The organism is Microbulbifer sp. MLAF003 (genome assembly GCF_030012965.1).
Lineage (GTDB): Bacteria > Pseudomonadota > Gammaproteobacteria > Pseudomonadales > Cellvibrionaceae > Microbulbifer > Microbulbifer variabilis.
In genome coordinates, this window is sequence record NZ_CP120232.1 from 3,521,623 (window position 1) to 3,547,095 (window position 25,473).

26 protein-coding genes are annotated in these 25,473 nt (G+C 46.4%); 9 read left to right on the forward strand and 17 right to left on the reverse strand.

The annotated features are described in order from the left end of the window. Positions 1-94 precede the first annotated feature (94 nt). Positions 95-226, reverse strand: a complete 132-nt coding sequence (locus P3339_RS16860; protein WP_282951269.1) for a hypothetical protein — start codon at positions 224-226, stop codon at positions 95-97. 1,041 nt (positions 227-1,267) lie between these two features. Between P3339_RS16860 and P3339_RS16865 the strand changes: the two genes are divergently transcribed. Continuing rightward, positions 1,268-1,768 (forward strand): nuclear transport factor 2 family protein, encoded by a 501-nt coding sequence (locus P3339_RS16865; protein WP_282951270.1) that lies wholly within the window; start codon positions 1,268-1,270, stop codon positions 1,766-1,768. A 254-nt stretch (positions 1,769-2,022) separates the two neighbouring features. Continuing rightward, a complete protein-coding gene (locus P3339_RS16870) occupies positions 2,023-3,015 on the forward strand; it encodes a right-handed parallel beta-helix repeat-containing protein (protein WP_282951271.1) in 993 nt (330 codons plus the stop codon). A 115-nt stretch (positions 3,016-3,130) separates the two neighbouring features. On the opposite strand, the gene P3339_RS16875 is transcribed toward P3339_RS16870, so the two are convergent. From P3339_RS16875 to P3339_RS16885, 3 genes are all read right to left on the reverse strand, one after another. Then, the gene (locus tag P3339_RS16875; protein ID WP_282951272.1) at positions 3,131-3,877 is read right to left on the reverse strand and encodes an AraC family transcriptional regulator; all 747 of its coding nucleotides are present in this window, start codon (positions 3,875-3,877) and stop codon (positions 3,131-3,133) included. A gap of 1,365 nt (positions 3,878-5,242) precedes the next feature. Further along, positions 5,243-5,431 (reverse strand): NUDIX hydrolase, encoded by a 189-nt coding sequence (locus tag P3339_RS16880; protein WP_282953650.1) that lies wholly within the window; start codon positions 5,429-5,431, stop codon positions 5,243-5,245. Next, positions 5,398-5,634, reverse strand: a complete 237-nt coding sequence (locus P3339_RS16885) for an NUDIX hydrolase (RefSeq protein ID WP_282951273.1) — start codon at positions 5,632-5,634, stop codon at positions 5,398-5,400. The genes P3339_RS16880 and P3339_RS16885 overlap by 34 nt, the downstream gene beginning before the upstream one ends. A gap of 50 nt (positions 5,635-5,684) precedes the next feature. Here P3339_RS16885 and P3339_RS16890 point away from each other — a divergent pair, with 50 nt between their 5' ends. Then, complete coding sequence (locus P3339_RS16890; RefSeq protein WP_282951274.1) at positions 5,685-5,846, forward strand: hypothetical protein; 162 nt, start codon at positions 5,685-5,687, stop codon at positions 5,844-5,846. A 133-nt stretch (positions 5,847-5,979) separates the two neighbouring features. On the opposite strand, the gene P3339_RS16895 is transcribed toward P3339_RS16890, so the two are convergent. Genes P3339_RS16895 through P3339_RS16905 form a run of 3 tightly spaced genes read right to left on the reverse strand, consistent with a single transcriptional unit; the run spans position 5,980 to position 10,447 of the window. Further along, on the reverse strand, positions 5,980-9,138 hold the full coding sequence (locus P3339_RS16895; protein ID WP_020411694.1) for an efflux RND transporter permease subunit: 3,159 nt from the start codon (positions 9,136-9,138) through the stop codon (positions 5,980-5,982). Between the two features lie 32 nt (positions 9,139-9,170). Beyond that, the gene (locus P3339_RS16900; RefSeq protein ID WP_282951275.1) at positions 9,171-9,743 is read right to left on the reverse strand and encodes an efflux RND transporter periplasmic adaptor subunit; all 573 of its coding nucleotides are present in this window, start codon (positions 9,741-9,743) and stop codon (positions 9,171-9,173) included. Beyond that, positions 9,734-10,447 carry an efflux RND transporter periplasmic adaptor subunit gene (locus P3339_RS16905; protein ID WP_282951276.1) on the reverse strand — a complete coding sequence of 238 codons (714 nt, stop codon included), beginning with the start codon at positions 10,445-10,447 and terminating at the stop codon, positions 9,734-9,736. Before P3339_RS16905 ends, P3339_RS16900 begins: the two co-directional genes overlap by 10 nt. A gap of 103 nt (positions 10,448-10,550) precedes the next feature. Here P3339_RS16905 and P3339_RS16910 point away from each other — a divergent pair, with 103 nt between their 5' ends. Then, positions 10,551-11,096, forward strand: a complete 546-nt coding sequence (locus tag P3339_RS16910; protein WP_020411692.1) for an NUDIX hydrolase — start codon at positions 10,551-10,553, stop codon at positions 11,094-11,096. A gap of 100 nt (positions 11,097-11,196) precedes the next feature. Beyond that, entirely contained in the window at positions 11,197-11,730 is a 534-nt protein-coding gene (locus tag P3339_RS16915) for a DUF4124 domain-containing protein (RefSeq protein WP_020411691.1), read from the forward strand. Between the two features lie 3 nt (positions 11,731-11,733). On the opposite strand, the gene P3339_RS16920 is transcribed toward P3339_RS16915, so the two are convergent. The 6 genes from P3339_RS16920 to P3339_RS16945 all read right to left on the reverse strand — a co-directional run bounded on the left by P3339_RS16920 (position 11,734) and on the right by P3339_RS16945 (position 16,414). After that, on the reverse strand, positions 11,734-12,096 hold the full coding sequence (locus P3339_RS16920) for a YqfO family protein (protein ID WP_282951277.1): 363 nt from the start codon (positions 12,094-12,096) through the stop codon (positions 11,734-11,736). Between the two features lie 83 nt (positions 12,097-12,179). Next, a complete protein-coding gene (gene trxA, locus P3339_RS16925) occupies positions 12,180-13,034 on the reverse strand; it encodes a thioredoxin (RefSeq protein ID WP_020411689.1) in 855 nt (284 codons plus the stop codon). Positions 13,035-13,076: 42 nt separating this feature from the next. Next, positions 13,077-13,442 carry an MmcQ/YjbR family DNA-binding protein gene (locus tag P3339_RS16930; RefSeq protein ID WP_020411688.1) on the reverse strand — a complete coding sequence of 122 codons (366 nt, stop codon included), beginning with the start codon at positions 13,440-13,442 and terminating at the stop codon, positions 13,077-13,079. Between the two features lie 24 nt (positions 13,443-13,466). Then, positions 13,467-14,840, reverse strand: a complete 1,374-nt coding sequence (locus P3339_RS16935; RefSeq protein WP_020411687.1) for a hypothetical protein — start codon at positions 14,838-14,840, stop codon at positions 13,467-13,469. A gap of 114 nt (positions 14,841-14,954) precedes the next feature. After that, positions 14,955-16,205 (reverse strand): Na+/H+ antiporter NhaA, encoded by a 1,251-nt coding sequence (gene nhaA, locus P3339_RS16940; RefSeq protein ID WP_282951278.1) that lies wholly within the window; start codon positions 16,203-16,205, stop codon positions 14,955-14,957. Then, complete coding sequence (locus P3339_RS16945) at positions 16,133-16,414, reverse strand: hypothetical protein (protein ID WP_282951279.1); 282 nt, start codon at positions 16,412-16,414, stop codon at positions 16,133-16,135. Before P3339_RS16945 ends, nhaA begins: the two co-directional genes overlap by 73 nt. A gap of 126 nt (positions 16,415-16,540) precedes the next feature. Between P3339_RS16945 and P3339_RS16950 the strand changes: the two genes are divergently transcribed. The 3 genes from P3339_RS16950 (at position 16,541) to P3339_RS16960 (ending at position 21,121) form a co-directional block, all read left to right on the forward strand. Next, positions 16,541-17,302, forward strand: coding sequence for a TlyA family RNA methyltransferase (locus P3339_RS16950; RefSeq protein WP_020411685.1), 762 nt, complete (start codon positions 16,541-16,543; stop codon positions 17,300-17,302). A 261-nt stretch (positions 17,303-17,563) separates the two neighbouring features. Further along, the gene (locus P3339_RS16955; RefSeq protein WP_282951280.1) at positions 17,564-18,067 is read left to right on the forward strand and encodes a thermonuclease family protein; all 504 of its coding nucleotides are present in this window, start codon (positions 17,564-17,566) and stop codon (positions 18,065-18,067) included. 1,974 nt (positions 18,068-20,041) lie between these two features. Then, positions 20,042-21,121: a linear amide C-N hydrolase gene (locus P3339_RS16960; protein ID WP_282951281.1), complete on the forward strand. Its 1,080-nt coding sequence runs from the start codon at positions 20,042-20,044 to the stop codon at positions 21,119-21,121. Positions 21,122-21,224: 103 nt separating this feature from the next. Here the strand turns inward: P3339_RS16960 and P3339_RS16965 are convergent, their stop codons facing one another. The 3 genes from P3339_RS16965 to P3339_RS16975 all read right to left on the reverse strand — a co-directional run bounded on the left by P3339_RS16965 (position 21,225) and on the right by P3339_RS16975 (position 22,692). After that, entirely contained in the window at positions 21,225-21,620 is a 396-nt protein-coding gene (locus P3339_RS16965) for a GNAT family N-acetyltransferase (RefSeq protein WP_282951282.1), read from the reverse strand. 70 nt (positions 21,621-21,690) lie between these two features. After that, positions 21,691-22,134: an OsmC family protein gene (locus P3339_RS16970; RefSeq protein WP_282951283.1), complete on the reverse strand. Its 444-nt coding sequence runs from the start codon at positions 22,132-22,134 to the stop codon at positions 21,691-21,693. 213 nt (positions 22,135-22,347) lie between these two features. Further along, the gene (locus tag P3339_RS16975; RefSeq protein WP_020411679.1) at positions 22,348-22,692 is read right to left on the reverse strand and encodes a 4a-hydroxytetrahydrobiopterin dehydratase; all 345 of its coding nucleotides are present in this window, start codon (positions 22,690-22,692) and stop codon (positions 22,348-22,350) included. A gap of 377 nt (positions 22,693-23,069) precedes the next feature. On the opposite strand from P3339_RS16975, the gene P3339_RS16980 reads away from it, so the two are divergent. Then, a complete protein-coding gene (locus P3339_RS16980; RefSeq protein ID WP_282951284.1) occupies positions 23,070-24,776 on the forward strand; it encodes a DUF885 domain-containing protein in 1,707 nt (568 codons plus the stop codon). 20 nt (positions 24,777-24,796) lie between these two features. On the opposite strand, the gene P3339_RS23590 is transcribed toward P3339_RS16980, so the two are convergent. Further along, positions 24,797-25,066: a sterol desaturase family protein gene (locus P3339_RS23590; RefSeq protein WP_353056845.1), complete on the reverse strand. Its 270-nt coding sequence runs from the start codon at positions 25,064-25,066 to the stop codon at positions 24,797-24,799. Between the last annotated feature and the right edge of the window lie 407 nt (positions 25,067-25,473).

Here is a 25,473-nt window from a genome sequence, read left to right on the forward strand (position 1 = left end):
ATAATAAATCATTCGTAAACGCCGCCATTACCTGCAGGCTGACATTCAAAAAAATTTGAGAACAACCTAAGGGAATACGCCCAACAGAAAGATCTCAAACATAAAAATGAATAGCAAAAGCAAAGGTTGCTTGCTCAAAACAAACAACCTCTGCTTGTACTCTATTTAATTGTCTAACCAGCTTCAAAGCCAAGAAAAATTTATAATTTTGTTCCTCAATCGCCATTTATTCAAACGAAATCATCAATCGTATAAATACTAGACAACAACATTAGCCAGGCTAATGATCCCAGCTAGGAGCAATAAATTTTACCTCTGTATGATGGGTTTGCATAACCAGCTCAATTGATGTTCGATTTACTGTCGCGAGCCCCCTGTACTTCTACCTTCACCAAAACTAATAATCTCACTATGACCCAGCATTGGGTGTATTCTCCCAGTTGATATAGCTACGTGATTTAGTAATCCGCCCATAAAGGACCGGAAAAATACAAGGTCCCCCCTTCTTGGGCGCCACAAAGAACCTGGAAAATCTTTCCAGTCAGTCCACATGGTTGTCAGGTCACTAGTATTAAAAGCATAGGGCTTAAGTGATGGTGACTTTAGATTGAGATCCTGAACTAGATTTAAAGCTCCTTGCCTATTGAGGTAGCCGCGCCTTATTGCAAGCAGTATTGGATAACTCCAACAGTTGATAGGCTGGGCAGGACTTCCTAACAGGGCATGAGGTCCCGTACCTCCTCCCCAGGTAGTAATATTTCTATCGGTGGGACCCCAAGTATATTGTTGGTGATTATTTGCATCTACTTCTGCATCATCAGCAATATCTGTAGCACGACTCATAGCAAAATCCCCTCTATTAATAATTAAAGTCAATTAAGTTAATTTCACCTAACCAGGCAGAAAAGCCTTTTTTAACGCCAAAAATAGCGTTACAGTGAGAATCATATACTTTTAGACTTCAAGACATCGGAATTGTTGCACATCCAGAATTACAGACATCCAATTTATAACAAACACAATTTTATTTTAATAAACTAAAAACGTATACCTGGTAGCTCAACAGAAACTACCTGATATACTCCACTTGAAGGCTTAACAAAAACCCGAGAACCGATAATCAAAAAAATCGGAATTGCACTTTAACGAGAAATTACGCAGCAGCAATTACTCAAATAAAAAATCAATTAAACTCACGAAAAAATAACCAACTAATCCCAAGATATACTTCTGACCCCAACAGATAAATTTTGAACTGGCATCTGCGATGGATAATCTACAGAAAAATATTGAGAAACTAGCAATCTTAGATTTGCTGGCCCAGTACACCCTCACAGCCGACAACCATGATGCTGAGGGGTGGGCATCGCTCTTTACAGAAAATGGGCGCTTTGAGAATGGAAACCTGATGATAAGAGGGCGAGAAAAACTGCGTCAATATCTGATTATACACAGCCAGCTTGGAACTCGACATATAACCTCCTCGCCTCTGTATACCATTTCTTCTGATGGGCAAAGCGCTACAGGGAAAGCAACCACCCTCGTAATTGCCGCCACACGTCATGGCTATCGCACCATCATGGCCGGACAATACGATGACAAGTTAATAAAAATCAATAACAACTGGTTATTTCAATGCAGGCGTGCTGAAGCTTTTGGCTTGCCGGAAGATCCTGATTTTTCAGTGCTAACCGCAGATCACCATACAAACAAATTAATTAATATTTTACTCGACGCATGGGATAAATTGGGAGAACCTATAGTATAAAAGTCATCAAAGGCAACGAGCACAAAATACCACCAAAGATTCAAAACAACCCATATAATTAAAAATAATTAAAACACCTCTTATACTCAAAAATATCATTTGTTTATTAACAAAAATTGCCAGACCATAGTCTTATAAAACCACTTAAGACATCTTAAGCAACAAAAATCAAATTGGTTTTAAAGCTCAGCTTTAACAAGCACTCCAGAACAACAGCTTATAGATTGACTTTAACTTTGACTTAAAGGGGGATTATGATGAAACTTATAGACTTAAATACCATACCTTCATCTATTACCATAGTTGTAGCCAATGCACTTTCAATCTCCCCTGCATTCGCTGTAGAGTGCTATGAAACCGTCACAACTACAGCCTTCCTCACTGAAAACCTCCACTGTGAATTAACATCAGAAAATCCTTACGCGATAATTGTCAGCGGACCTTCCGGCAACTTACAAATACAGGGGGATGGAGGAATAACTTGCACCGGCAATTCAGATATGGAAGACCAGTTTGGCTTACTAATCGAGGGAACTGGCCGGCAGGTACGCGGAGGAATTATAGAAAACTGCCCCGGGGGTATCCTTGTTTCTGGTTCAGGCTCGCACTCCATTTTGAATATGGAGATAAAAAATTACTACCTGGATGACGGTATAAAGATCAATAGTGACAACAATATCATCAAAGGTAATACGATCACTGGAAACCCGTTATATAGTGGTGATGATGGCATAGACTCAAATGGAAATTACAATTTAATTACACACAATACGATAAAATATGCCGGAGATGAAGGGATACTAATTGATGGAGAGGACTCAACAGTACTACATAACTACATATCATACAGTGGTGATGATGGTATTGACCTGGATGGAACCAGAGGCGTAGTTTCATTTAACACTTCTGAGCACAATTCCGGGGATGGAATATTAATCGATACTAACAATGCCTCAGTAAGCCAAAACACTGCCAATTATAATGGTGCTGAAGGCATAGAAATAGCCGATGACAGCTCCAATAATATTGTTAGGGGAAATACAGCCAATAGCAACCAAACTGTTGGCATACTTATAGAAGAAACCAGTAGTGAGAGCAACATCATTAGAGGAAACACCGCACTGGGTAATATGAACTATGACCTAAGTTCACCAGGTGCCGACCCAACATGCCTTAATCTTGCCAATGAGTGGGGTAACAATACAGCTGAGTCCTCTGAGCCGGCATGCCTGCGTTTTCTTCCATAGGAATATTTCATATACTTAAAGGTGGCTGATGCCCCCTTGCTTCCGTCTTAAAGCACTCCAAGGGACCTAAGATAAGATTATGATAGCGCTGGGATGTAATCTCCAAATTCTAAAGCTACTCTTCCAATACCAGTAAATCATTCTTCTCAGCGAAAGTTTGTTTTACGAACTCAGACGCCGTGATCCCCATCTCCTCTTTAAAAGCCCGTGAAAACTGGCTGGTGCCATTAAAACCGCTGTTTAAGGCAACCTGCAACATACTTGCATTGCGCCCAGAGCCCACCAGTTGTGCTGAGGCAGACTCCACCCTGGCACGACGCAATAAGCTATTGTAGGATGTATTGTGATAACGCAAGGCACGGTGTAGATAGGAAGGGGAAATATTCAAGGATATGGCCAGCTGCTGGGCTGAAAGATCTACATCACAACAGTACTTCTGGATAAGCTGACAAGTCTGGCGAAATACCACATTCAAGCGTTGCGGTGTTTCCACTTCAGCCGCCGCCTTTCCGCGGCTCTCCTCTATACAGGCAATAGCCAACTCCGCTACCGGGTTAAATAGTGTCTCAGGAGAGACAAAAGAACTTTGCTGTCTGGCTCTTGGCAAGAGCAAAAGATAGTTTCTGAGTAATAGGCCTGGGCCACTATTGCTATCAATCTCTAGAGGCTGATTATCACCAGGGCCCTTTCGAAATTTTTCGATTTTTTTTCTAGGGATACGACATAGCAGTACATGACTTTGCTGTATCAAGTCATGGATAATAGTCTGCCCCAAGTCCACCAGATAAATCCCACCAGAATTCATTGGAATAAAGTGATTACCACGCTGTATGGCACCACGACCAGACAGTATATACACCACGGTGTAATCTGCGTAGCCATCACTAAGATGATGATTGTTGCGATGAAAAGAGTTTCCAGAGAAGATTGCGCGGGCAAAAGAGTCTCCAGTAAGGGTGTTTATGGTGCCAGAGAATTCCCCCTCATACTCCTGACAGTGATGGGGCTTGAGAATTAGCTCACAGTTGTAAGGTAATATTTCCTCCAGATGTTGCTTCCAGCGCGACCAACGCTCCTCTATCGGCCAAATTCCAGTATTGATACTTTTTTGTATAAACGGGTTTTTTTCTTTTCTTTTAGAAAATCCTTACGCATGATTCGCTTATCCTTAAGCTGTCTCATTGCTGGCAATAGGCAAGAATAAACCAATTTGGAACAACTGCTCACCAATATAGAGAATATTGAGACAGCATATTCCAGCTCAGAGCTCATAAAGACGCGTTTTTCGAGTCCCGGGTATTACTCGGCCAATCCTTGCCCCTCATTGGCACAGCATTCTACTGTTGACTATGGCTAACAGTACCCGGCCAGTAATTCTGTTGGCGTCCTGATCAGAAAACCCTGTAATTCTCAGGCTTTCAGGCGGGTAGATAACAGCTTTGTTATTGATAGTCATTTAGCTGGTTAGAGCATCAGGTGCAAAAAAAATGAAGAAAAGGTGAACGGAAAAATTCCTTCGGAAACGAACTCTATCAATTTGGCTTGGAGGCCGACGCTATTCCTTGATTTGTACTATGTCCTTTATAAAAGTTAATCCCAGTAAAATTAGACACACAGGTTATTTTCATTGGTGTCCATTTTTTAGGCGTCCGATTATAAAAATAAATGATCTTCAATTATTCAAAGATAAGTTCGCAATGAGTGATCGACTTGCTCGCCACACATTAACAATAGGTAGCTATGATACACATGGCTAAGCATCAGTGTTTACGCCTGAAGGTCGCTTCAAACACGGCAATCCTATGCCCCCGGGAAGAAAAAAACTGAAATGCCACACAGTGATACGCAACAAGGTGGGGGGCGGCATATTACATACTCCCCCTGACATCAAAGTTCAGAAGATGGGCAATCTGCCTCGGGCAAAGCAACTACCATGTTTATCGTAGCGACTCGATCCGGTTATCCTGTTGCCGTAGCCGCCGAATACCGGAATCAATTAGTCAAGGTAGCAGGTCACTGGCTTTTTCAATGTCGGCGAGGGAGGGAAGTTGTCCTGCCGGAAGATCCTATTTTTCCAATTATCATTACTGATCCGGATACCCTGCGATCAGATAAATTTGTTGTTGGATGCATGGAACAACCAGGATGAGCTGATACCGGGCTAAACTCCCAACACAGTAATAAAACAGGCCAAAATAAATTATAAAATTATTCCCACCAACCAGGACTAATTTAATGCACGCAATGGCACATCATCGCGACGCCCAATTGATACCCCCAGTATTCTTACCAGAAATTCCGTAAGCACCCCAGCAGTAAAACCCCAGATTTCATAACTCTCGTATTGATAAGCCGGCAAATAAATAGCTTGATCATCAATGGTCACTCTATCGGTACGGATACGGGGATCAGCCATAAAAAAGAAAGGGGAACACGGAACACGGCATCCAGCTCGCCCGGATTAGGGGAAAGTTCGATATCAGGGGAGATTACTCCCACCCATGGGGTTACATTTACCTGCCACCTGGTTCTACGCGGCCACAGGGGACCGAGCATACGCACCGCATTCATCGGCAGGGCAACTTCCTCCTCTGCCTCGCGCAAAGCGGTATATTGCAACGACGGGTCGGTGGCATCCCAACGCCCCCAGGCAGGGAGACCTCTCCGGAATGGGTGGACAAATTGGCGGAGCGTTTGGTAAGAATTACCTGTGGGTCAGGCTCATCGGTCAGGGCAACCAGAACCGCCGCGTGACCGGACAGATCCGGCCCTATTGGAACTCCAGCCTCAAGCTCCTCAATCTGATGAAATATATTTTTTTCAATCGTTGATAGCATAAATCACTGTCCTGCCCCAGAAGACCTGGGTACTCCCTAACTTTCATCATACTCATTTCTGGCGTTAACACCGAGCTATCTGCCACATAATCCATTTGTCGCATAAAGCTCGAACACCTCTACATCCCTACTTTTCCGCCGCAACACTTCGTTCAGTCTGCGGGGTATAACCGCCTTTTAGCTTCTCCCGCACTGTCTGCACCAAAGCGTAATAGACCGGAACCAGCAGGGTGGCGAACAAGCTGGCGGCCAACATGCCACCAAACACCACCAACCCCAGGGAAACCCGGCTGACAGCGCCGGCCCCAGTGGCCACCAGTAACGGTATCACTCCGAGGATAAATGACATAGCCGTCATCAGAACCGCTCGGAAACGCAGGCGCGTGGCAGAGAGAGCCGCATCAGCAATCGACTTCCCTTTATCCCGTTCTACACAGGCAAACTCCACAATCAGGATGGCACTTTTAGCCGCCATGCCAATAAGTAAGACCAAACCAATCTGGGTATAGAGGTTGTTGATAGAGCCAGCCAACCAAACCACCAGCATGGCGCCGCATATAGCGATTGGCACGCACAAGAGCACTGCGATCGGAATACTCCAGCTTTCATACTGGGCGACCAAGAACAGGTATACAAACACAATGGCCAGACTGAACAGGATTGGAGCCAGATTACCCGAAGTTATTTCCTGCAAACTGATCCCTGTCCACTCATAGCCATACCCCTCCGGCAGGTTTTCGGCCAACTCCTCCATTGCATCCATAGCCTGTCCACTGGAGTAACCGGTCGAAGGGGCACCGTTGATAGTGATACTGTTGTACAAGTTATAGCGGGTGATTGTTTGCGGAGCGACGATCGGGGTGATAGTGGCAACTGAAGTCACCGGCACCAGGCCACCGCTATTGGCACGCACGTAGAAGCCCGCCAGGTTTTCTTCCTCATCGCGAAATTGCGCATCAGCTTGGGCAATCACCCGGAATACTTTGCCGTACAGATTGAAATCATTGATGTAATAGCCACCAAGAAATGTCTGCAAAGTGGAATAGACTTCCGGCAGGGGCACTCCGAGCACATGGGCTTTTTCTTTGTCCAGTTTTAATTCCAGTTGGGGAGTGCTGGCCTGGAAGCTGGTAAAGGCCTGAGCAATTTCTGGACGCTGGTTAGCGTTACCCAGCAGGTCAAATAAAACCTGGGTGAGTTCCAGAATACTGCGCCCCTGTAAATCCTCAAGTACAAATTCGAATCCACCCACGGTACCTATACCCGGTAACGGCGGAATTGCGAAAGGCATAATCTGCGCATTGGGTATCGCTGCCAGTTTTTTCTGCAGGCGATCCATCAGGGCAAACTGATGATCTTCTTCGTTTGTTCGTTCGTCCCAGGGTTTCAGCACCGCAAACATCATGGCCGTATTGGAGGAGGCACTGTTGGTGAGCAGGTTGTAACCCGGCACCCCTACCACATGGGCCATGGCCGGCTCTTCCAACAGAATATCCGTGACCTGATCAACCACTGGTCCAGTCCTCTCCAGGGATGAACCATCCGGCAGCTGCACATGCAACATAAAAGTGCCCTGGTCCTCATCGGGAATAAATCCGGTGGGAATACTGGTAAATAACCAGGCGGTAAAAAGAAAAAGCCCGATAACAGAAAGGATACCAATCAGTGGAATTTTCACACAGGCCTTAACCATGCCCACATAGAAATTGGTGGAGCGATGGAGCAGTTTATTAAAGAAACCAAATGCTCCGGTCTCTTTAATTCCGGCAACTTCTCCATCTTTACCGGGTTTAAGAATACTGGCACACAGTGCCGGGCTCAGCGTAAGCGCATTTAATGAGGAAATAGCCACCGCCATAGAAATAGTAATGGCAAATTGTTGATACATTTTTCCGGTAATACCCGGCATCAACATTACCGGCACAAATACGGCAAACAACACCAAGGTGGTAGCGATCACCGGCCCGGTAACTTCTCGCATAGATTCCAGTGCCGCTTCTTTGGGAGGCAACCCCTCCCCCATCAGGCGTTGGGTGTTTTCCACCACAATAATTGCATCGTCCACCACAATACCAATGGCCAGGATCAGCGCAAACAGGGTGATGGTATTGATGGTCATACCAAATGCCAGCATCAGAGCGAAGGTACCGACCAGAGATACCGGGATGGCGATAGCGGGAATCAGAGTGGAGCGCCAGTCCTGTAAAAACAGGAACACCACCAGTATTACCAAAATCAAGGCAATAAACAGTGTCTGCACCACTTCCTTAATCGAGGCCTCCACAAAGAGAGTGGTGTCATAAAGAACTTCTGCAGTGAGCCCTTCAGGGAAACGTTGAGAGAGCTGCGCCACCTTCTCTTTAATGCCCTCAGCCACATCCAAGGCATTTGCATCAGGTAATTGATAGACCCCCATCACTGCCGAAGGCTCGTTATCCAACTGACCATAGGACGAGTAGGATTGACTCCCAAGTTCGACCCTGGCTATATCCTTAACCTTAACCATGGCGCCATCGGGCTTGGCGCGGATAGTAATATCTTCAAATTCCTGAGGGCTAACCAGACGTCCCTGCACCAGAATATTGTACTGAAATTGCTGATCCTTGCGGATAGGTGGCGAGCCAATCTGCCCTGCCGCTACCTGAACGTTCTGGGCCTGCACCGCACTGATTACATCCTGGGCAGTAACATCCAGTGCTGCCATACGATTGGGGTCCAACCACAACCGCATGGCATAATTACGCGAACCAAAAATAACAACACTGCTCACTCCCGAAACACGGGCCAGCTCATCTTTTAGGTAAATTTCCGCATAGTTGGCCAGGAATAGCTCGTCGAATTTCTGGTCTGGCGAAAATAAATTAACGACAAGCAGTAGCGTAGTACTCTTCTTGGAAACCACTACACCATCCCGTTTTACATCCTCTGGTAGTTGAGGCATTGCCTGCTCTACCCGATTCTGAACATTTACCTGAGCAATATCGTCGTCGTAACCGGATTTAAAAGTGACCGTCAGGCTATAGGAGCCATCATTGCCACTGGTAGAAGACATATAATCCATGCCTTCCACCCCATTGACCTGTGACTCAATTGGCACAGCGACACTATCGCGCATCACCTCCGCGCTGGCGCCTGCATAGTTGGTAGTGACATTAATAGTCGCAGGAGTAATTTCAGGGAACTGGGCTACTGGTAATAAGGGCAGGGATAAAATCCCCGCAAGGGAGATCAGTATGGATATTACAAAAGCGAAACGGGGCCGCCGGATACAAAAGGCACTGATCATAAAGCCGCTAGATGCCCCCCGCCCTTTCGGGACTACTTATAGTCATCTGCCTCTCCCTCATAACCCGGGAGCGTACTTTCATCCTCTCCTTTACCAGGCTCTCCTTTCTTCGCACCCTTTGACTGCATCTGCGCTGGTGAGCCACCTTCTCCTGTGGGTTCCGCCGGCTTCGCTGCGGCATCATAGGGATTGCGTGGTGTATTTTGCGGTGTTACCGGTTTTCCGGCCTGAACCCGCTGCAGGCCATTGACGATTATCGACTCACCGGCAACCAGCCCATCATTCACCGCCCAAAGTTCCCCCTCGCGTTGACCCAGGGTTAAATAGCGTTTTTCCGCGATATTGTTTCGACCCAGTACAAACACATAGCGACCCTGCATATCCTCCAGCACAGATGACTGTGGCACTAATGGCTTCAATGCCTCACTGCCGGTAAATACCAAAATGGAAACTCGGGCAAATTGACCCTGTACCAGCAACTGCCCTGGATTGGGAAACAGGGCGCGTACTGCCACAGATCCGGTATTTGGGTCTATTTGGTTGTCGATAAAAACTATGTTGCCTTTGTAGGGGTAAAAATTGCCATCCGGCAGTTCTATACGCACATCCAAACTGGTGGGGGCAGTCCTTCTCGCCGGCGTCGCTCCGCATCCACCTGAACAGCATAAAGTTGATCTTCAGGCACCTCGAAAAGTACATAAATTGGATCCATCTTGACGATGGTCGTTAGGGGGTCAGAATTAGGGCCCACCAGGGAGCCTTCGGTAAACTCCGTGCGACCGATACGACCTGTGAGTGGCGCATAAATTTTGGTGTAGGATAGATCCAGTCTGGCGCTTTCGACTTTGGCGCGATCCGCATCCACCTGGGATTTTGTCTCCTCGTACGTGCCCATCAGTTCATCCATCTGCACTTGGCTGATAGCACCGGTTGCTACGAGGGTGCGACCTCGGCGGAAATTACGCTCGGCAACCCGTAACGAGGCCTCAGTGCGCTCCAAATTAGCGCTCTGATTATCCAACTCTGCAATAAAAGGACGTGGGTCGATTTCAAAAAGCAATTGGCCTTTCTGAACGGTATCGCCTTCTTTAAAGTTGCGGCTTTGAATATACCCCTCTACCCGGGGGCGCACTTTGTACTCGTCAGTGGCTTCTACCCTACCGACAAATTCAAAGCGCGGAATAACAGGCTGCTCTCGCACCACGAGCACCTCAACTGGAGGCGGTGGCGGCGTTTTTTCTTCATCGCCCTTGCCACCACAGGCGTATAAGACAAATAGGATCAGCCAAAAAAATAAAAAACGCGCCATGGCAGAGAAGACACCGCCTTAAATACATCAACGTCTATTAACAACTATAGGCGTCAAAATTCTGGGAGCTGACGCTGGAATCTTGCATAGGTATACTGACGACATGAAATTTTGCAGCCAATGCGGCAGTAGTGCCGTCACGTTTTCCATTCCAAAAGGTGATGATCGCCCCCGCCACCTCTGCGGCAACTGCGGCGCCATTCACTACATAAACCCGCGCGTTATCGTCGGTGTGCTGCCATACCTGGAAGACCGGGTGATGCTGTGCAAACGCGCTATTGAGCCGCGCCTGGGTCTCTGGACCTTACCTGCAGGCTTTATGGAAAACGGGGAGAGTAGCGAAGAAGGTGCCCTACGGGAGTCATGGGAAGAAGCTCGCGCCAACATCCGTGTGGATGGCCTCTACTCGGTCTATGACATCCCCCATATCAATCAGGTCTACCTGATGTACCGCGGTGAGCTGACAGATACCAATTTTGGGCCTGGACCGGAATCCCTGGAAGTAGAATTATTTCGCGAAGTGGACATCCCCTGGCGTGAAATTGCCTTTCCCATTATGCACAAAACTCTCGAGCACTACTTTGAGGACAGCAAACTGGGGCAATACCAACTGCACCGCGGCGTAATTTCACGAAAACTCAAACTGTAATCGGCAAACCCACATCAAACTTATATGGCGAATGAAGGCTAGCTGTTACCCCAAGACCTCGGAGAAACACAGCCTCACCAGATTGTAAAAGGATGTTCCGATGAAATATGCCTATATGCTTGCGGTCCTGCTCCTGGTAGGCGTAGGTTTATCAATGATTCTGCCTGACCCAGAGGGCAAACCAATAATGTCTCCCAGTGACTGGTTGCCGGACCAGAAGACAATAGACAATGTGCGCTACCAAGGGCAACGTGCACTGCACACAGTCACTTCCACTTCACAGCAATCTGCAAAGCAACTGGAAAGCTTTGTGAAGTCCAGTGGATTGATATCCCCAGTTCAAAGTGAAACACCCGCCACTGAAGTCTTCACTTGGCAGGATAGAGAGGGAAACTGGCACTTCTCTGACTCAGTGCCTGAGGGGCTGGATACCTCAGTACGTATCCACCGGGTAAAGCCCATCAACACAGTACCAGGCACTCAGGTCTCTGCCAATGAGGAGCCTCCGCATGCCCAAGCGACTCCCCCGCAGGAGAGCGCTGGAGCCGATAGCCGGATTTCCCAACTTCTTAAAGAAGTGCAAGCGTTGCAAGAGAAAAGCCTGCAGCGCCAACAAGCCTTAGACAACCTCTAGAATCTAAGCGGTGGGAAACTCTCTTGTCTCCTGCCTTTGCTTAATAGCTATATTGCAACGATCATCCAGGCGCCACAGGTCAAAAGCGGGCTCTTCATAGGGGTGGGCACCATAAAGTGCCTGCAGTGTGGCATCGACATGTTCATCCGCACATACCATTTCCACGCGATACTCTGATACCTGCTCCACCTCCCCGGATTCACCAATAAATGGCTGGCTACCTGGTAATGGACGGAACTGGCCAGTACCCAGCACTTGCCAGCAACAATGATCGTAATCACCAATGCGCCCCGCACCAGCAGCAAAAAGGGCCTGCTTCACCTCTTCGAGATGGGATTCGGGAATATAAATACAAAACTTATACATAGCAGCAGCTCATAGTGGGGCATAAAAAAGAGGCCCTTAAGGCCTCTTTCGTACGGCAAAGCCCAGCATCAATTCATAATGATTTAAAACATCATTGTCATCAGTTTGCGCTGGTATTGGATGGCAACAGGGTCTCCAGTACCGAGGCTTTTTACAATATCCAGGAATGCCTGCTTGGCTGCGCCATCGGCAAAGTTCATATCCTTGCGAAGTATATCCAGTAATAGCTCCAGGGCTTCCTGGTGACGGTTCGCCTGGCTGTACTGTACCGCCAACTGGTAGGCGGAGTCATAGTCCTGGGGATTCTGTTCCAGCGCCTTCTGCAATGCCTGGATTTCCGGAGTATCCGCGGCCTGCAGCTTCAATTCCAGCTGGGCCATCAATTGCTGGTACTCTGCATCTTGATCTGCAAGCAGGATTTTGCCCAGCACAGTTTCCGCTTCTTGGGCGCGATTCTGGTCTAGTAATACTGCTGCCAGCTGCTTGGCAATATCTGCCCGCTCTGAGGACTCAGTGTAAGCTTGGCGCAACAGAGGTAAAGCCTCATCCACCTTACCCTCACCAATAAGTGCTTGGGCCTGCTGCAACTTTATATCCCAGGGCTTGGGCAGATATTTGTCCAGTATTTCGCGGATCTGGGCTTCCGGCTGCACGCCCGCAAAGCCATCCACCGGTTGACCATCTTTCAATAACATCACCGTAGGCAGGCTGCGTACTCCCAGCTGGCCGGCAATCATCTGCTCGGTATCCGCGTTCACTTTGGCCAGCAGGAACTGACCAGCGTACTCGTTAGCCAGTTTTTCCAATACTGGCATTAACTGCTTACAGGGTTCACACCAGTCCGCCCAGAAATCCACCAGTACCGGGCGCTTCATGGATTCTTCAATCAATACTTGCTGGGCGTTTTCTGCCGTTACATCGACAATAAATTCGTTCACAAACTCTCCTGAGTCACGTCTGCGTATTGGTTTGTTGTACTGTTAGCGGTATAGGATATCGGCGCCATAGGCCAATTCAAGGGACTGCCGCTCTATCTTGCGCAGGCCTTTTACTACCAATCCATAGGATCGATCTGCCATCCGCTCAATCTCATAATCTGGCACTGTGCCATCCAGCAACACCGTATTCCAGTGCTTCTTGTTCATGTGGTACCCCGGCAGCACACCGGGGAAGATATCCCTCAAGGCCTGAGCCTCATCCGGATCACACTTCAGATTGGAGGCATCCACTCCACGGTAACGGCTGAGGGTAGCAAACATTCGCCCCTTGATCTTGTATACCGCCACATCTGGACCAAAGGGAAAATCCTCAATAGCCTCAGGGCGAGATAGCAGATAATTCCTCATCGCCACTCTCAACATAATAAAATCCTACCAATCCAATGAAGATGGCAGGCGCGGTGAGGACAGCAGTTTGGCAAAACGGTGCCAGCGCTCATCGGTATTATCAGTACCGCGCTCTACATAATCCGCCACCAGCTTTTTCCCCCAGTTATAATTAATGACATAAGCGCCATAGGCATCCACAAAGTCCTTTCTTTGCTTGGCTTTGGCCGGGCTCATCAGGGTGTACTTCTCGAATAGCGCCGGCACATCATCGCCTTCGATTTCCCCATCAATATATTGGCGCGCGATCTCATTACCGGCAAAGCTCAACTTATCCACTAGCGCCATAACGCGATCGTACTTTATAGCATTCTGCGGATTCAGCCCGGCCAGGGGGTAGAGTACTTCCATCTCAAAGCGGGTCTTTTCCTCACCAGGAAAGGCCAGCTCAATACCATAGTTAGCACTGCCCTCGGCAATAAGAGACTGAGGGCTGAACAGAGGGTAAACACTGTATTCCACCCAGCCGCGCTCTTTCACCAGGGACTGCTCCAGCAGCGCATTGTAGGTGTGATGACCGGGATAACCCTCATGGCACCCCAGATCTATAGCGCGATCAATAGTGATCGGCAGACCACCATTCACCTGGATTAAACTGTGGGAGCCCCCTTGGTACCAGTTGTAACCGCTCCAGGGCTTGTCGCTGACATACTCCAGTACAAAGTTCTCATTGTCCGGCAACGGAATGTACTGCTTGGTACGCAGACGACACTCTCTAATTGACGCATCGAATACCGCCTCAAGCTTGTCTGCGGGAATCTCAAAATTACTGCGAAATGCCTGTACCCGTTCACTCAGTGGCTGGTCACCCGGTAGCAACTCTTCCAACTCCGTAAGCAGGGGCTCAAACCTGGCAAAGTCCTGCTTAGGTGGCTGGGTGTCATACAGCTCGCGGGCCTCCTGGGCGAAGTTGCGTTCGCTTTCACCGGAAAGGCGCTTAGCGTGGGCCACCAAAGCCCCCAATTGGGTTTTCAGGTAGTGAAGACGAAGGCCACCCATAGAACCATCTGCTTCTCTACCGACCGGTAACCGTTCAAGTAGCGCCTCCCCACGCTGGGCAATTTCTGCCGTGCTCGCGCTACTTTGCTGTGCCTGCTCACGCCACTCGGCTGGGCCGTAAAAAGCATCCACATAGCTCTTGTCATGATTACCCAGCTCCAGTACCAGGGAAACATACGCCCTTGCCACATCGTCAATAGATAAATCGCCCTTCGCTTCTTCCATAGCCTGTTTTGCCTCAATAACCTTCGGTGGTATCGCCGTATGGATCTCACTGGCTTTTTTTCCTTCACATGCACCCAAAAACAGTGGTACAGCTAGCATCGGCAACAGACCCACCGCTTTAATCGCTTGCATCATTATTATTTCTCGCTCGACTCATTTAATACCGATATTGATTGTGTGATGAATTGTCTCTGGTGGGAACCGCAGCCCCACAAGGCAGGGGCCCACAATCAAAATGACGACAGGAACTTAGCTATGTTTTCCAGGGTGCTCGTCCGCTGCACTCTCCCCGAGGCCCTCCTCGTCTTCTACCTCCAGGTGCACACCTTCAAATTCTTCTGACACAGGTGCACTACGCAACACCAGAAAACCAGCGATACCGGCGATCACAGAGGCTAACAGAATGCCCGCCTTGGCCTGAATCAACAGATCCGCCTGGGTGCTAAACGCCAGCTCGGCAATAAATATCGACATGGTAAAGCCGATACCGCCTAGTAATGCCACCCCAACAATATGTTGGAAGTTCGCCGATTTAGGCAGCTTGCCCCACCCCAACTTCCAGCCAATCCACGTAGCACCCACGATACCCACCAACTTACCGATCACCAAGCCGGCAATAACCCCCAAAGTAACAGGGTTAATCACCGCAGTAGTGCTGGTAAAGCTGTCGAACGGAATACCCGCATTGGCCAGGGCAAAGATGGGGATTACCAGGAAGCCCACCGGGGTATGCAACCGGGTTTCCATACGCTGCAGGGGAGACTGTGCCAGGTTCACACCATTACCCAGAGCCATGACTCGAGCACGCAAAGCATCATTGGCAATAATCTTGTCTCCCGGGCGGAAGCAGCGATCAAAGCTGCGAATAATATCTTTTACAAAAGTACTGAACGCCACCGGGTCATATTTAGGTTTGGCAGGCAATGCCATAGCGGTAATAACGCCGGCAATGGTTGCGTGAACACCGGCCAGGTAGAGTTCATACCACAACAAGACCCCAACAAAAACATAAGCTGGGGAGCGGCGCACACCGGCAGCCTTTAACAGCCACATAATCACCACCAAGCAACCCGAAGCAATCAGCGCAGTCAGGTTTACCTGTTCGGTATACCAGATTGCTATTACCAGGATGGCACCCAGGTCATCCACAATGGCCAGGGCCACCAGGAAGGTTACTACCGCCCGGGGCACCCTGTTACCCAGTAACGCAATACACCCCACTGCAAAGGCAATATCTGTAGCCATAGGGATACCCCAGCCACGCTCTGCCTCACCGCCAGAATTAAAGGCGCCGTAGATCAGGGCCGGAACCACCATGCCACCAATGGCTGCCATTACCGGCAATACCGCTTGGCGCAAGTCGGAAAGCTCGCCCACCATAAATTCGCGCTTCAATTCCAGGCCTACCAGAAAAAAGAAGATTGCCATCAGGCCATCATTAATCCAGTGATGAAGGGAAAGAGAAAACTCCCACTCCCCTGCACTAAGGCTGATAGGCATATGCAGCAGGTGTTTGTACGCGTCTTCCAGGGGGAGTTGGCAATAATCAGTGCAGCCAGCGCAGAAAGCATCAGTAAAATGCCGCTGCTGCTTTGTCGATGGATAAATTCTTCGAAAGGTGTCACCAGGCGCCCAAAGGCCCCTTCTAAAGGCGCTTCAAATACCTTTCCTTTACGAATCTTGAACTTATCCAAAACGCTTTTTGCCATCGACTGACGTCCTCCTACCTAAAGACTAGCCCTACAAAAACGAGGGCCGCACTTCTACCTACGGGAGCCAGAGGTTAGCATGGCCACTGTATTCTTAACCATATTGACAGGATTGCATTGCAGAAGATGACCCGATTGGACCAATTGCTCGTAAAGAGAAAACTCGCCAATTCCCGCACTCACGCCAAAAAGCTGGTTGATACCGGCAGGGTCATGCTATCTGAAGGCGGCCCCCTGGAACTAGCACGCAAAGCCGGGCAATTAGTCAGTGACGATTGTTCCCTTAATGTCACACCGTTACCGGAAGATCAGTATGTCTCCCGTGCCGGATTAAAGCTGGCAGCCATTCTCGATCACACAGGCTTAAACCCAAAGGGGTGGCACGCCTTGGATATCGGCTGTTCCACCGGCGGATTCAGTGACTGTCTGTTGCAGAAAGGCGCAAAATCTGTCGTAGGAATAGATGTTGGTCAGGGCCAGTTGGCAGAGAAACTCCTGGTGGACCCACGTATGCACCTGTTTGAGGGTATTAATGCTCGCCACCTGGAAGCCTCTCAGATAGCTCCCTATGGGGACGACGGGTTTGATACCATCGTTATGGACGTATCCTTTATTTCCCAAACATTAATACTGCCGCAGCTACCCCCTCTTTTAAAACCAAAAGGCCAATTGTTGACCCTGGTAAAACCACAATTTGAAGTTGGTCCCGAAGGTATTGGTAAAGGGGGCTTGGTGCGCAATACAAATCTCTACCCACAGGTGCGCCAGAGAATCACACATTTATGTGATGAACTGGGACTTGAGATCAAAGAATACATTGACAGTCCAATTAAAGGTGGCGATGGCAACCGGGAATTCTTACTTTGGGCAGTACATAGGGAAATATGAGCGAAGAGAACTGAAAAAAGTTTAATATTACTTTACGCCAGGGCCATCATATTTTGAGGGCCTTGACAATTTCGTTTAAAAATTAAAATTTCCAAATAGATCTTAGATACTTACCATTTAGAGTTAAGGAATATCTCTATATTCCTCTAAAAACACTCCCTCCTTTAATAAAAACTATTTATTACTATCACAATTTATAAATGAACACGTAATAAATGCTCCCTATCCTGCGCACATAAAACAACGGCCCGGATAACTCCAATGAAACGATTAATCTTGTTGTGTGCATTCTCCAGTTCATTGCAAGCAGCTCCACTGACTAACTACAGGATAATAGATGGTGACACAGTTCACGGATATATTTCTGGTGAATATGTTGAGATACGCCTTCAATGTATTGATGCACCAGAAACCTATCCCAGTACGCAAACGTATGGCCCAGAGGCTACTCAAACCCTGAATTATTTATTGTCATTTGGCTCTGTGGATTTCCAATCTACAGGGAGAGATCAGTACGGCAGAGAAACTGGCTATCTGTTTGTAAATGGGTACAACATCAATCAAGAAATGGTCGCAAGAGGAGCCGCTTGGAATTATGCCTACTATTGCGGGGATAAATTCGAGATTGAGCAAGAGTTTGCATACTACTCCAATCTAGGATTGTGGGGAGAAGCAGAAGCAAAAGACCCCTACTGCTTTCGCAAGAGCCTGGATCACGCTTTTTGCTATTACAATCCGGAAAATAATTTAATTCTAGATGATTGACTCACTACAAAATCATCAACGCTAACTAAATTTCACAACACTTAATAAAGCGGCCTGAAGAGTTTAATAGATTCTCTACCAGGCCGCTAAAACTATAAATTTTTTATAACTCTACATTTGAAATTTTTGGAACAAGAATTGCTCAACCTTTGCTTCAGCTATTCCAATTCTTGCGGGCTAATTCTCAAAATTAAATGACGGGGCTTTCCATAGTACCCTAAAGCCTACTTCATATCTCCTTTGACTATATAGGCTTCAGCCAAGCTACTCAACACTTTGTAAGTTTCTGAGTATTCAGCATTCAACTTAAGGAACTATATTACCCGATCAACATCAACCCAGAACCACTTATTGCATAACCGACTATAACAATAAAAATTGATAACATCCCCCATTAGGAAAAAATTTTCACAAAGCGCTTTCAAACATTCTCAAATATCTCTCAATATTGATCACCAAAAAAACCTGGCCTGACTATCAATCATATAACCTTTAAACAGGTCTTAATTCGCTATAGAAACCAATAACGGACATCATGTAATACTTTTCTTATAAACCATATATCACAGAATCAACATACAGACCAATAAATTCTGAGACATGATTTCCCTTGAGAAATACATGCTGATTCATTGAGATGTAGCTATACATAACTTGTATTTATCAAGTGGCTCACTTCATACAAAATCGGTACATTTCTTCAGTAAAACCTGATCGTCCTACCATATACCGGGAACAATCGCAGAGTAAACATTAAAAGTTTTGGGGAATGAATAAAAATGATAGATAGCTTAAAACCTTGCAAATAAACAACCTGCTAGGACTTGCCATCCTGAAGTCGGACAATCTTCATTAATCTCAGTAATACCTCACGCTCCATTTCGATATCCAACATAGTTAATCTCCAGCCTGTTTGGTGAGCTATCTCTTACTCATTCCTGGCTTATAATTCCAACAAGAATCATTCCAGGAATAATTGGAGTAGTATCAGAGACCATTTGTTTAACCGTGCCAGCAAAATAGGAAAGAAGCTATTTCAATCTACATCAAGAAACTAAAGAACTGGATATTTTTCAATTCACCTTTCCGATAGGAAGTGAGTGGAGGTACCCAGCACTCCCGCTCCTCATTCAAAACTTCCAAGGTAATTACTTTGTGCTTATTTAGTGTAATTTCGTTAGAATGAACGCCTACACTAAAAAATGCAAGTAGGTCAATTAAATAATTGACCCTCACCCATTCATCCCTCACTCTAAAAAAACGCCTTAATTGCCATGAAGCATCTGATCACTCTAATCAGGATAGTAGGATTCACCTAGCCCAGAAAGGACAACCAATTCCATGGCAGCCATTGCTGCCGAAAGTATAAACATGGTGGAATCGATTCGCTTATCCATTACTACATCGTACTTATCGATAATATTACTTTTGTTAACTATTAGGGCCCTATTTTCCCTGATCTGCGACTCAACCATAAAAGGCAATAATGTGTCCTGTTTTGCCCAGGTCTTCACTCTCTCAGTAGAGTCAGGAAAGCCTGCAACCTTTTCCCCTACACCAAAAACTGCCCATTAGACATTTTAATGTTGTCATAGATTCCAGCCAAATTATCGAGTATTTGTTTATTCGGGGCTACATCAAATAAGGTTCCATATCCCCCGCCAATATAAATAAAGCTACAAAAAACATAAAGACTACTATCTTAAACTAGCAAGATAAATTTCTTTAATGCTAATACCTATACCCTTATCATTTAAAACATTGACTTCGACTAATTTATACTAAATGACAATTCAGCCAAGACTTTTCCAGCCAACCTCATTAAATAAAAATCTCACTCGCTCCCGGTACTTCGCCTAACTAAACAAAGACTAGGAGTAGATATCCGCCAAGGTTAGTCAGTGCATATTAGAGCTCATAAGAAAGAAGCTAAACTACTTATCTTTCATCCACGCCAAAAAGGCGAGTCGTGCAATGATCAAGGTAACTATAAGAAGAGTGCTACTGATTATCTCACTGCTTCTACTTTTTTGGCCATTCAAACTCTATGCATGCTCCCGGGTTGCCTGGAATACCGAGCAAGGTGTTTTTGCCGCCAGATCAATGGATTGGGGACATTCTTTTGAGGATATTCTTTATATAAATCCTCGAGGCATGAAGATGATTGGTGAGGATGGCCATAACCCCGCCAAATGGACTTCAAAATATGGAAGTGTTGTACAAAGTATTATTCCCTATGCCCGCCAATATGGCTTCTCAAATAATGACGGTGCTACCGACGGAATTAACGAAAAAGGTCTAACGGCACATATTCTATATCTTGGAGCAACCGGCTACGCCAAACCAAATAATACGCCAGGGGTATCCTATATGCGCTGGCTGCGTTTTATTCTCGATAACCATGCTACAGTCGCAGATGCTGTCATCGGGATGAAAAATATACGCATATCGCCAGTGAAAGTTGGTGGCGAAGTACTTGGTGCACATATGGCAATAGAGGACCCAAGCGGTGATTCAGCTATCTTCGAAATAATCGATGGTAAATTAGTTGTACATCACGGTAAGAAATTTTCGGTTATGACAAATGACCCACCTTATGGATGGCAGCTTCAAAACCTGCCTTTTTACCAAGGCTTTGGAGGACTTAAATCTGTTCCAGGAGGGATTGATGGCGCTGACCGTTTTGTTAGATTATCTTACTATCAACACAATCTACCAAAACCTGCCAATGATATTCAGGCAGTCGCTTATCTCCTAAGTGCTATTCGCACTGTGGCCGTTCCTTTTGGCGCACCTTACAGTCGCCCCAATCAGAAAGAGGGGCCTGAAGAACCAGCTACTTACCCCACTTGGTGGCTTTCGGTGATTGATTTAAAACGCCGAATTTACTATTTCAACTGGGTTAAAAATCCAAATATTGTTTGGGTAGATTTACATGGAATTGATTTTTCAAAAGGCACAGGAAAGCGGGCTGCCGACCCAAAGAACCCCCAATTGGTTGGAGATATCACGAAAGTATTTAAGCCAGTAAAAAATAAACAGAAAGAAATATAAGATGTACAAGTTAACCCGAAAACACCATTTAATATCAAACACTCGGTCCGATATTCCATATGGCCTTAATTACAGCCAAGATTTTACATACTTTGATGTAAATCTACTTCAACATGTACATCCCCTCACTTTCAGGGCTGCTTAACTTAAATCCAAACTTCTCGTATAGCTCCGGTACATCCGCCATAAGAGTAATATAAGCTGAAGGCATGGCCTCCCGATCCAAATAAGACATCATATGCCTCATCACCAAGCGCCCTAAACCTTGCCCCTGGTACTTTGGATCGACAGCAACATCAACAATTTCAAAATTCAGGGCTCCATCCCCTACTACCCGCCCCATAGCAATAGTCTGTGAGCCTATTTTGATGTGGATGCCATACAGGCTGTTGGGCAAGCCTTTTTCCGCAGCCGCTCTGGTTCTCGGGGTAAGTCCAGCAACTTCCCTCAAACGAAGAAAGCCTTCAACGGGAACCACGTTCTCTACCACTGTATACATAATATATTAAATACCCCTTAATAAATCACAACACTTAATAGTGTCAGCTAATCCTCGCGAATTTCTGTAACTATTTCCGAGTTAACAGAATTGGCAATAAAACACTGTTTATGTGAAAGATGATGGATTTTTTCCAGCTGCTCCCTACTGGGCTTCTTATTTCCAAAAAACGCACCAGGGGGCGCAGAGTAACCTTGGTCATTGCCAATTTGCCCTCCTTATTCGTATCCATTAGACCAACTGCTTCATCACGATACTCATCCACCACAAAACCTCGCTTGGCAGCAATGGCCAGGAAGAACAGCATATGGCAACTGGAAAGTGCAGCGACAAAAGCTTCTTCCGGGTCAACATTCTCTGCAACCGAATATGGAATGGGAACCACATGAGGGGAGGAGGAAGCCGGGACGGACAGGCCACCATCAAATTGCCAGATATGAGCGCGACTGTATTGATTATCGGTAAAAATCTGGTTGTCGCGCTGCCAGACTACTGTGGAAGTGTACTCAGACAAAATCTCTCTCCTTTTATCCAGGGCACACAATTTCTGTTCTTACAGATAGAGTCTTTCTCTGCTATTTTGACTGATTGTCTGAAATCTACGGGCTTACTCGGGGACTTCCAGAGAGGGCAGCCAGTTGGCAGGTATCTTCGATGATCATTTCCAACCTGGGGTCAGGGCCGGGCACTTAGGGACAGAGGCCGCAGAGCGGCCCCAGAGGTGCTATCACTCAGCATCCAATTGCTGGTCAGTACGTGCAGCCATAATAAAGTCATTCTTGTGCAGGCCCTTAGCCTCATGACTCCACCAAGTCACAGTAACCTTACCCCATTCGGTAAGCAACGCGGGGTGGTGCCCCACCTCTTCCGCAATAGCACCAACACGGTTAGTAAACGCCAGAGCCTGCTTGAAGTTACGGAACTTAAACACGCGCTCCAGTTGCATGATGCCCTCTCGGGTCATTGGGGTCCAATCTGGGATCTGACGCAGCAATCCAGGAAGTTCGTTATCACTGACCAGGGGCGCATCTGCTCGGCAGGCTTCACATTGTTGTTGGGCGAGTTCGGTCATAAATGAGTCCTCAACACCTTGTTTATTATCGGCTATTTAGCGTGGGCTCCACTCTAACCGGGGCTCCCCAACGAAACAAGCACACACTCAAAAAAGGCATTTTATACGGTTTTAACACGCCAATATGATACAGCCTGCTAAAAGCAGCGGGGTAAGCCACTGTTGGAGACATTTGGTGCCGACCAGCCGCAGCAACGCCATCAAGTGTGTTAATTTTTGAACAGCCCCCAGGTATTAGAAGCCCAGCGAAGCAAGGACTCTTATGAAAGCCCTTTTGTGTATGTTGATATTACTGTCATTCCTCTCAACTAGTGCCTGCGGTCCACAGAGTCTGGATAAGAACCGTATTACCCCCGGAGTCCGAAACTATCGCAGAAATGCGGGCTGAGACAGAGCTGACTTTCCAGCAATTGAGTGAACAGTTCGTTAATGGGCTCTGGCGTCTTTTTCCGTCCTGGGCTGTTCGTGAGGGCTACTATGATGTCGCCACCCAGATACAGGTACCCAATAAGGCCTACCGGAAATACTTGCTGGATTTTGCAGAGACTTATGAAGAAAAGTTTAATGCACTGAACATAGATCAGCTAAGCATCAACGCACGTACTGACTTGGCATTGATCTTAAACTTCCTTCTGCGTTTACAGTGGGAATATACCACCTTCAAATCTTTTGAATGGGACCCCTCCAATTACAATGTTTCTCATCCTTTTGCCCTTATATTGAATACGGAGTATGCACCTTTAGAGCAACGCTTACGAACTTTTAGTACTCGTATGCGCAAGGTACCGGAATATTATCAAGCTGCTATGCATAACATCCGCAGGCCCGCCGCCCCTCAACTGGCACTGGCTATCCAGCAAAATGAAGGGGCCATGGAAGTATTCGGTGAAGAGACAGAAAAGAAAGCAGTAAACAGCCAATTGTTCGACGATGAAAAAGCAGTTTTCCAACAGCGCCTGGAAGTAACTCGCCAGGCTATCCAAGGCTATATTACATTCCTGAAGAAACTACAAAAAAAACTGGAAAAAACTGGAAAATTCCGCGATTTTCGTATTGGCGAAAAACTCTACGAGGAAAAATTCAATTTTGATATCCAGATTGGTATAAGTGCAGCCGAACTTTACGAGCTTGCAATGGAAGAAAAGATATTAGTTCGAGATAAAATGCTAGAGCTATCAGAAAAACTCTGGCCCAGATATTATCCTAAAGAAGCCCCACCTTCAGATAAGCAACTCAAGATCCAAAAGGTACTAGATAAACTATCCGAACACCATGCCACAAAATATACTTTTAAGGAGAAGGTTGAACAACAAATTCCAGAATTAGCCACTTTTGTAACTAAGAATAACTTGCTAACACTGGATAAAAACAAACCTCTGATTGTACGCACCACTCCACCTTACCTTCAAGGTTTTGCTGTTGCCTCCATCAATGCTCCTGGACCTTACAATAAGAATGCCATTACCTATTACAATGTAATGCCTATGGCACAGCTCAGCGACAATCAAGCTGACAGCCTGCTACGAGAATACAATAACTACACCCTGCAGATCCTCAATATCCACGAGGCCATCCCGGGACACTATACTCAGTTGGTTTATGCCAACCAATCCCCCAGTCTTATAAAAAGTATTCTAGGTAATGGAGCCATGATCGAGGGGTGGGCTGTCTATGCTGAGCGTATGATGTTAGAAGCTGGATATGGTAACTTTTCTCCAGAATTGTGGCTGATGTATTACAAGTGGAACCTGCGCACTATCACCAATACAATCCTGGATTATGAAGTTCAAGTAAAAGGCCTTAATGAAGCCGATGCACTTAAGCTGATGATTCAAGGCGCATTCCAACAGCAGGCTGAAGCTGAGGGCAAATGGCGGCGAGCCACCTTGAGCCAAGTACAGTTAACCAGTTACTTCGCGGGTTACACTGACATACTTTCTCTGCGTGATGAAATAAAGCAGAAACTCGGGAAAAAATTTAATTTAAAAGAATTTCACGAAGAATTTCTCAGCTTTGGTAATGCACCTGTACCGATAATTCGAGAGCTAATGTTGACCCAGCTGGAGGAGACGGGATCTATTTGAACCAAATACGTTTTAGAGCTCTAACTCTCGTTCTTCTGGCAATACCCAATAGATTCCCAATGAAAAGTACCCAGCAAAAAATCAAACAGGGGGATAGTCAAATTAAAGTTACATTGATTCATCAAGTTACGTTGATGATGTATACGATGTAGTTGAGCCAACTCACGCAGAACGGGAACTCGATGAAACCAATGATCCAGAGGCTGGTGGTATCCCAAGTGCAACAATTCATAACCCAAATGATTTACTACAATAGTCACAATCAAGAGGTAAGCAGCATTCATCGACAAGAAAATAGAAAAAAATACCCTAAACTCGGGGCTATCACTAAAGCAAGAGTTGCCGTTAAGTAAGTAGGGAAAAGTACTATCCTCCAGTCTCTGGTAGTATCAATTGAAAACAGGGGCGGAGAGAAAAAACTGTGATGATCCCCAGTATGTCTGCGATAAAAAACTCCTGCAATTCTAATTTTTTTATGACCAGCCCAACGATGACTTGCGTATTCAGAAAAGTTATATAGAACAACCCCTACGGGGATCACTAATAACTCCCAAGGTTTTAACATATCCAACTGAAATATGCAGTAAATACAAACTCCGACGCCAATAGCCAGAATACCCGATAGATGAAACCACCCGCTGTAACGGCTCTTCACTCGTGCCCGGTACCCGGCTCTGAAAGTAGCCGCATCGTGATT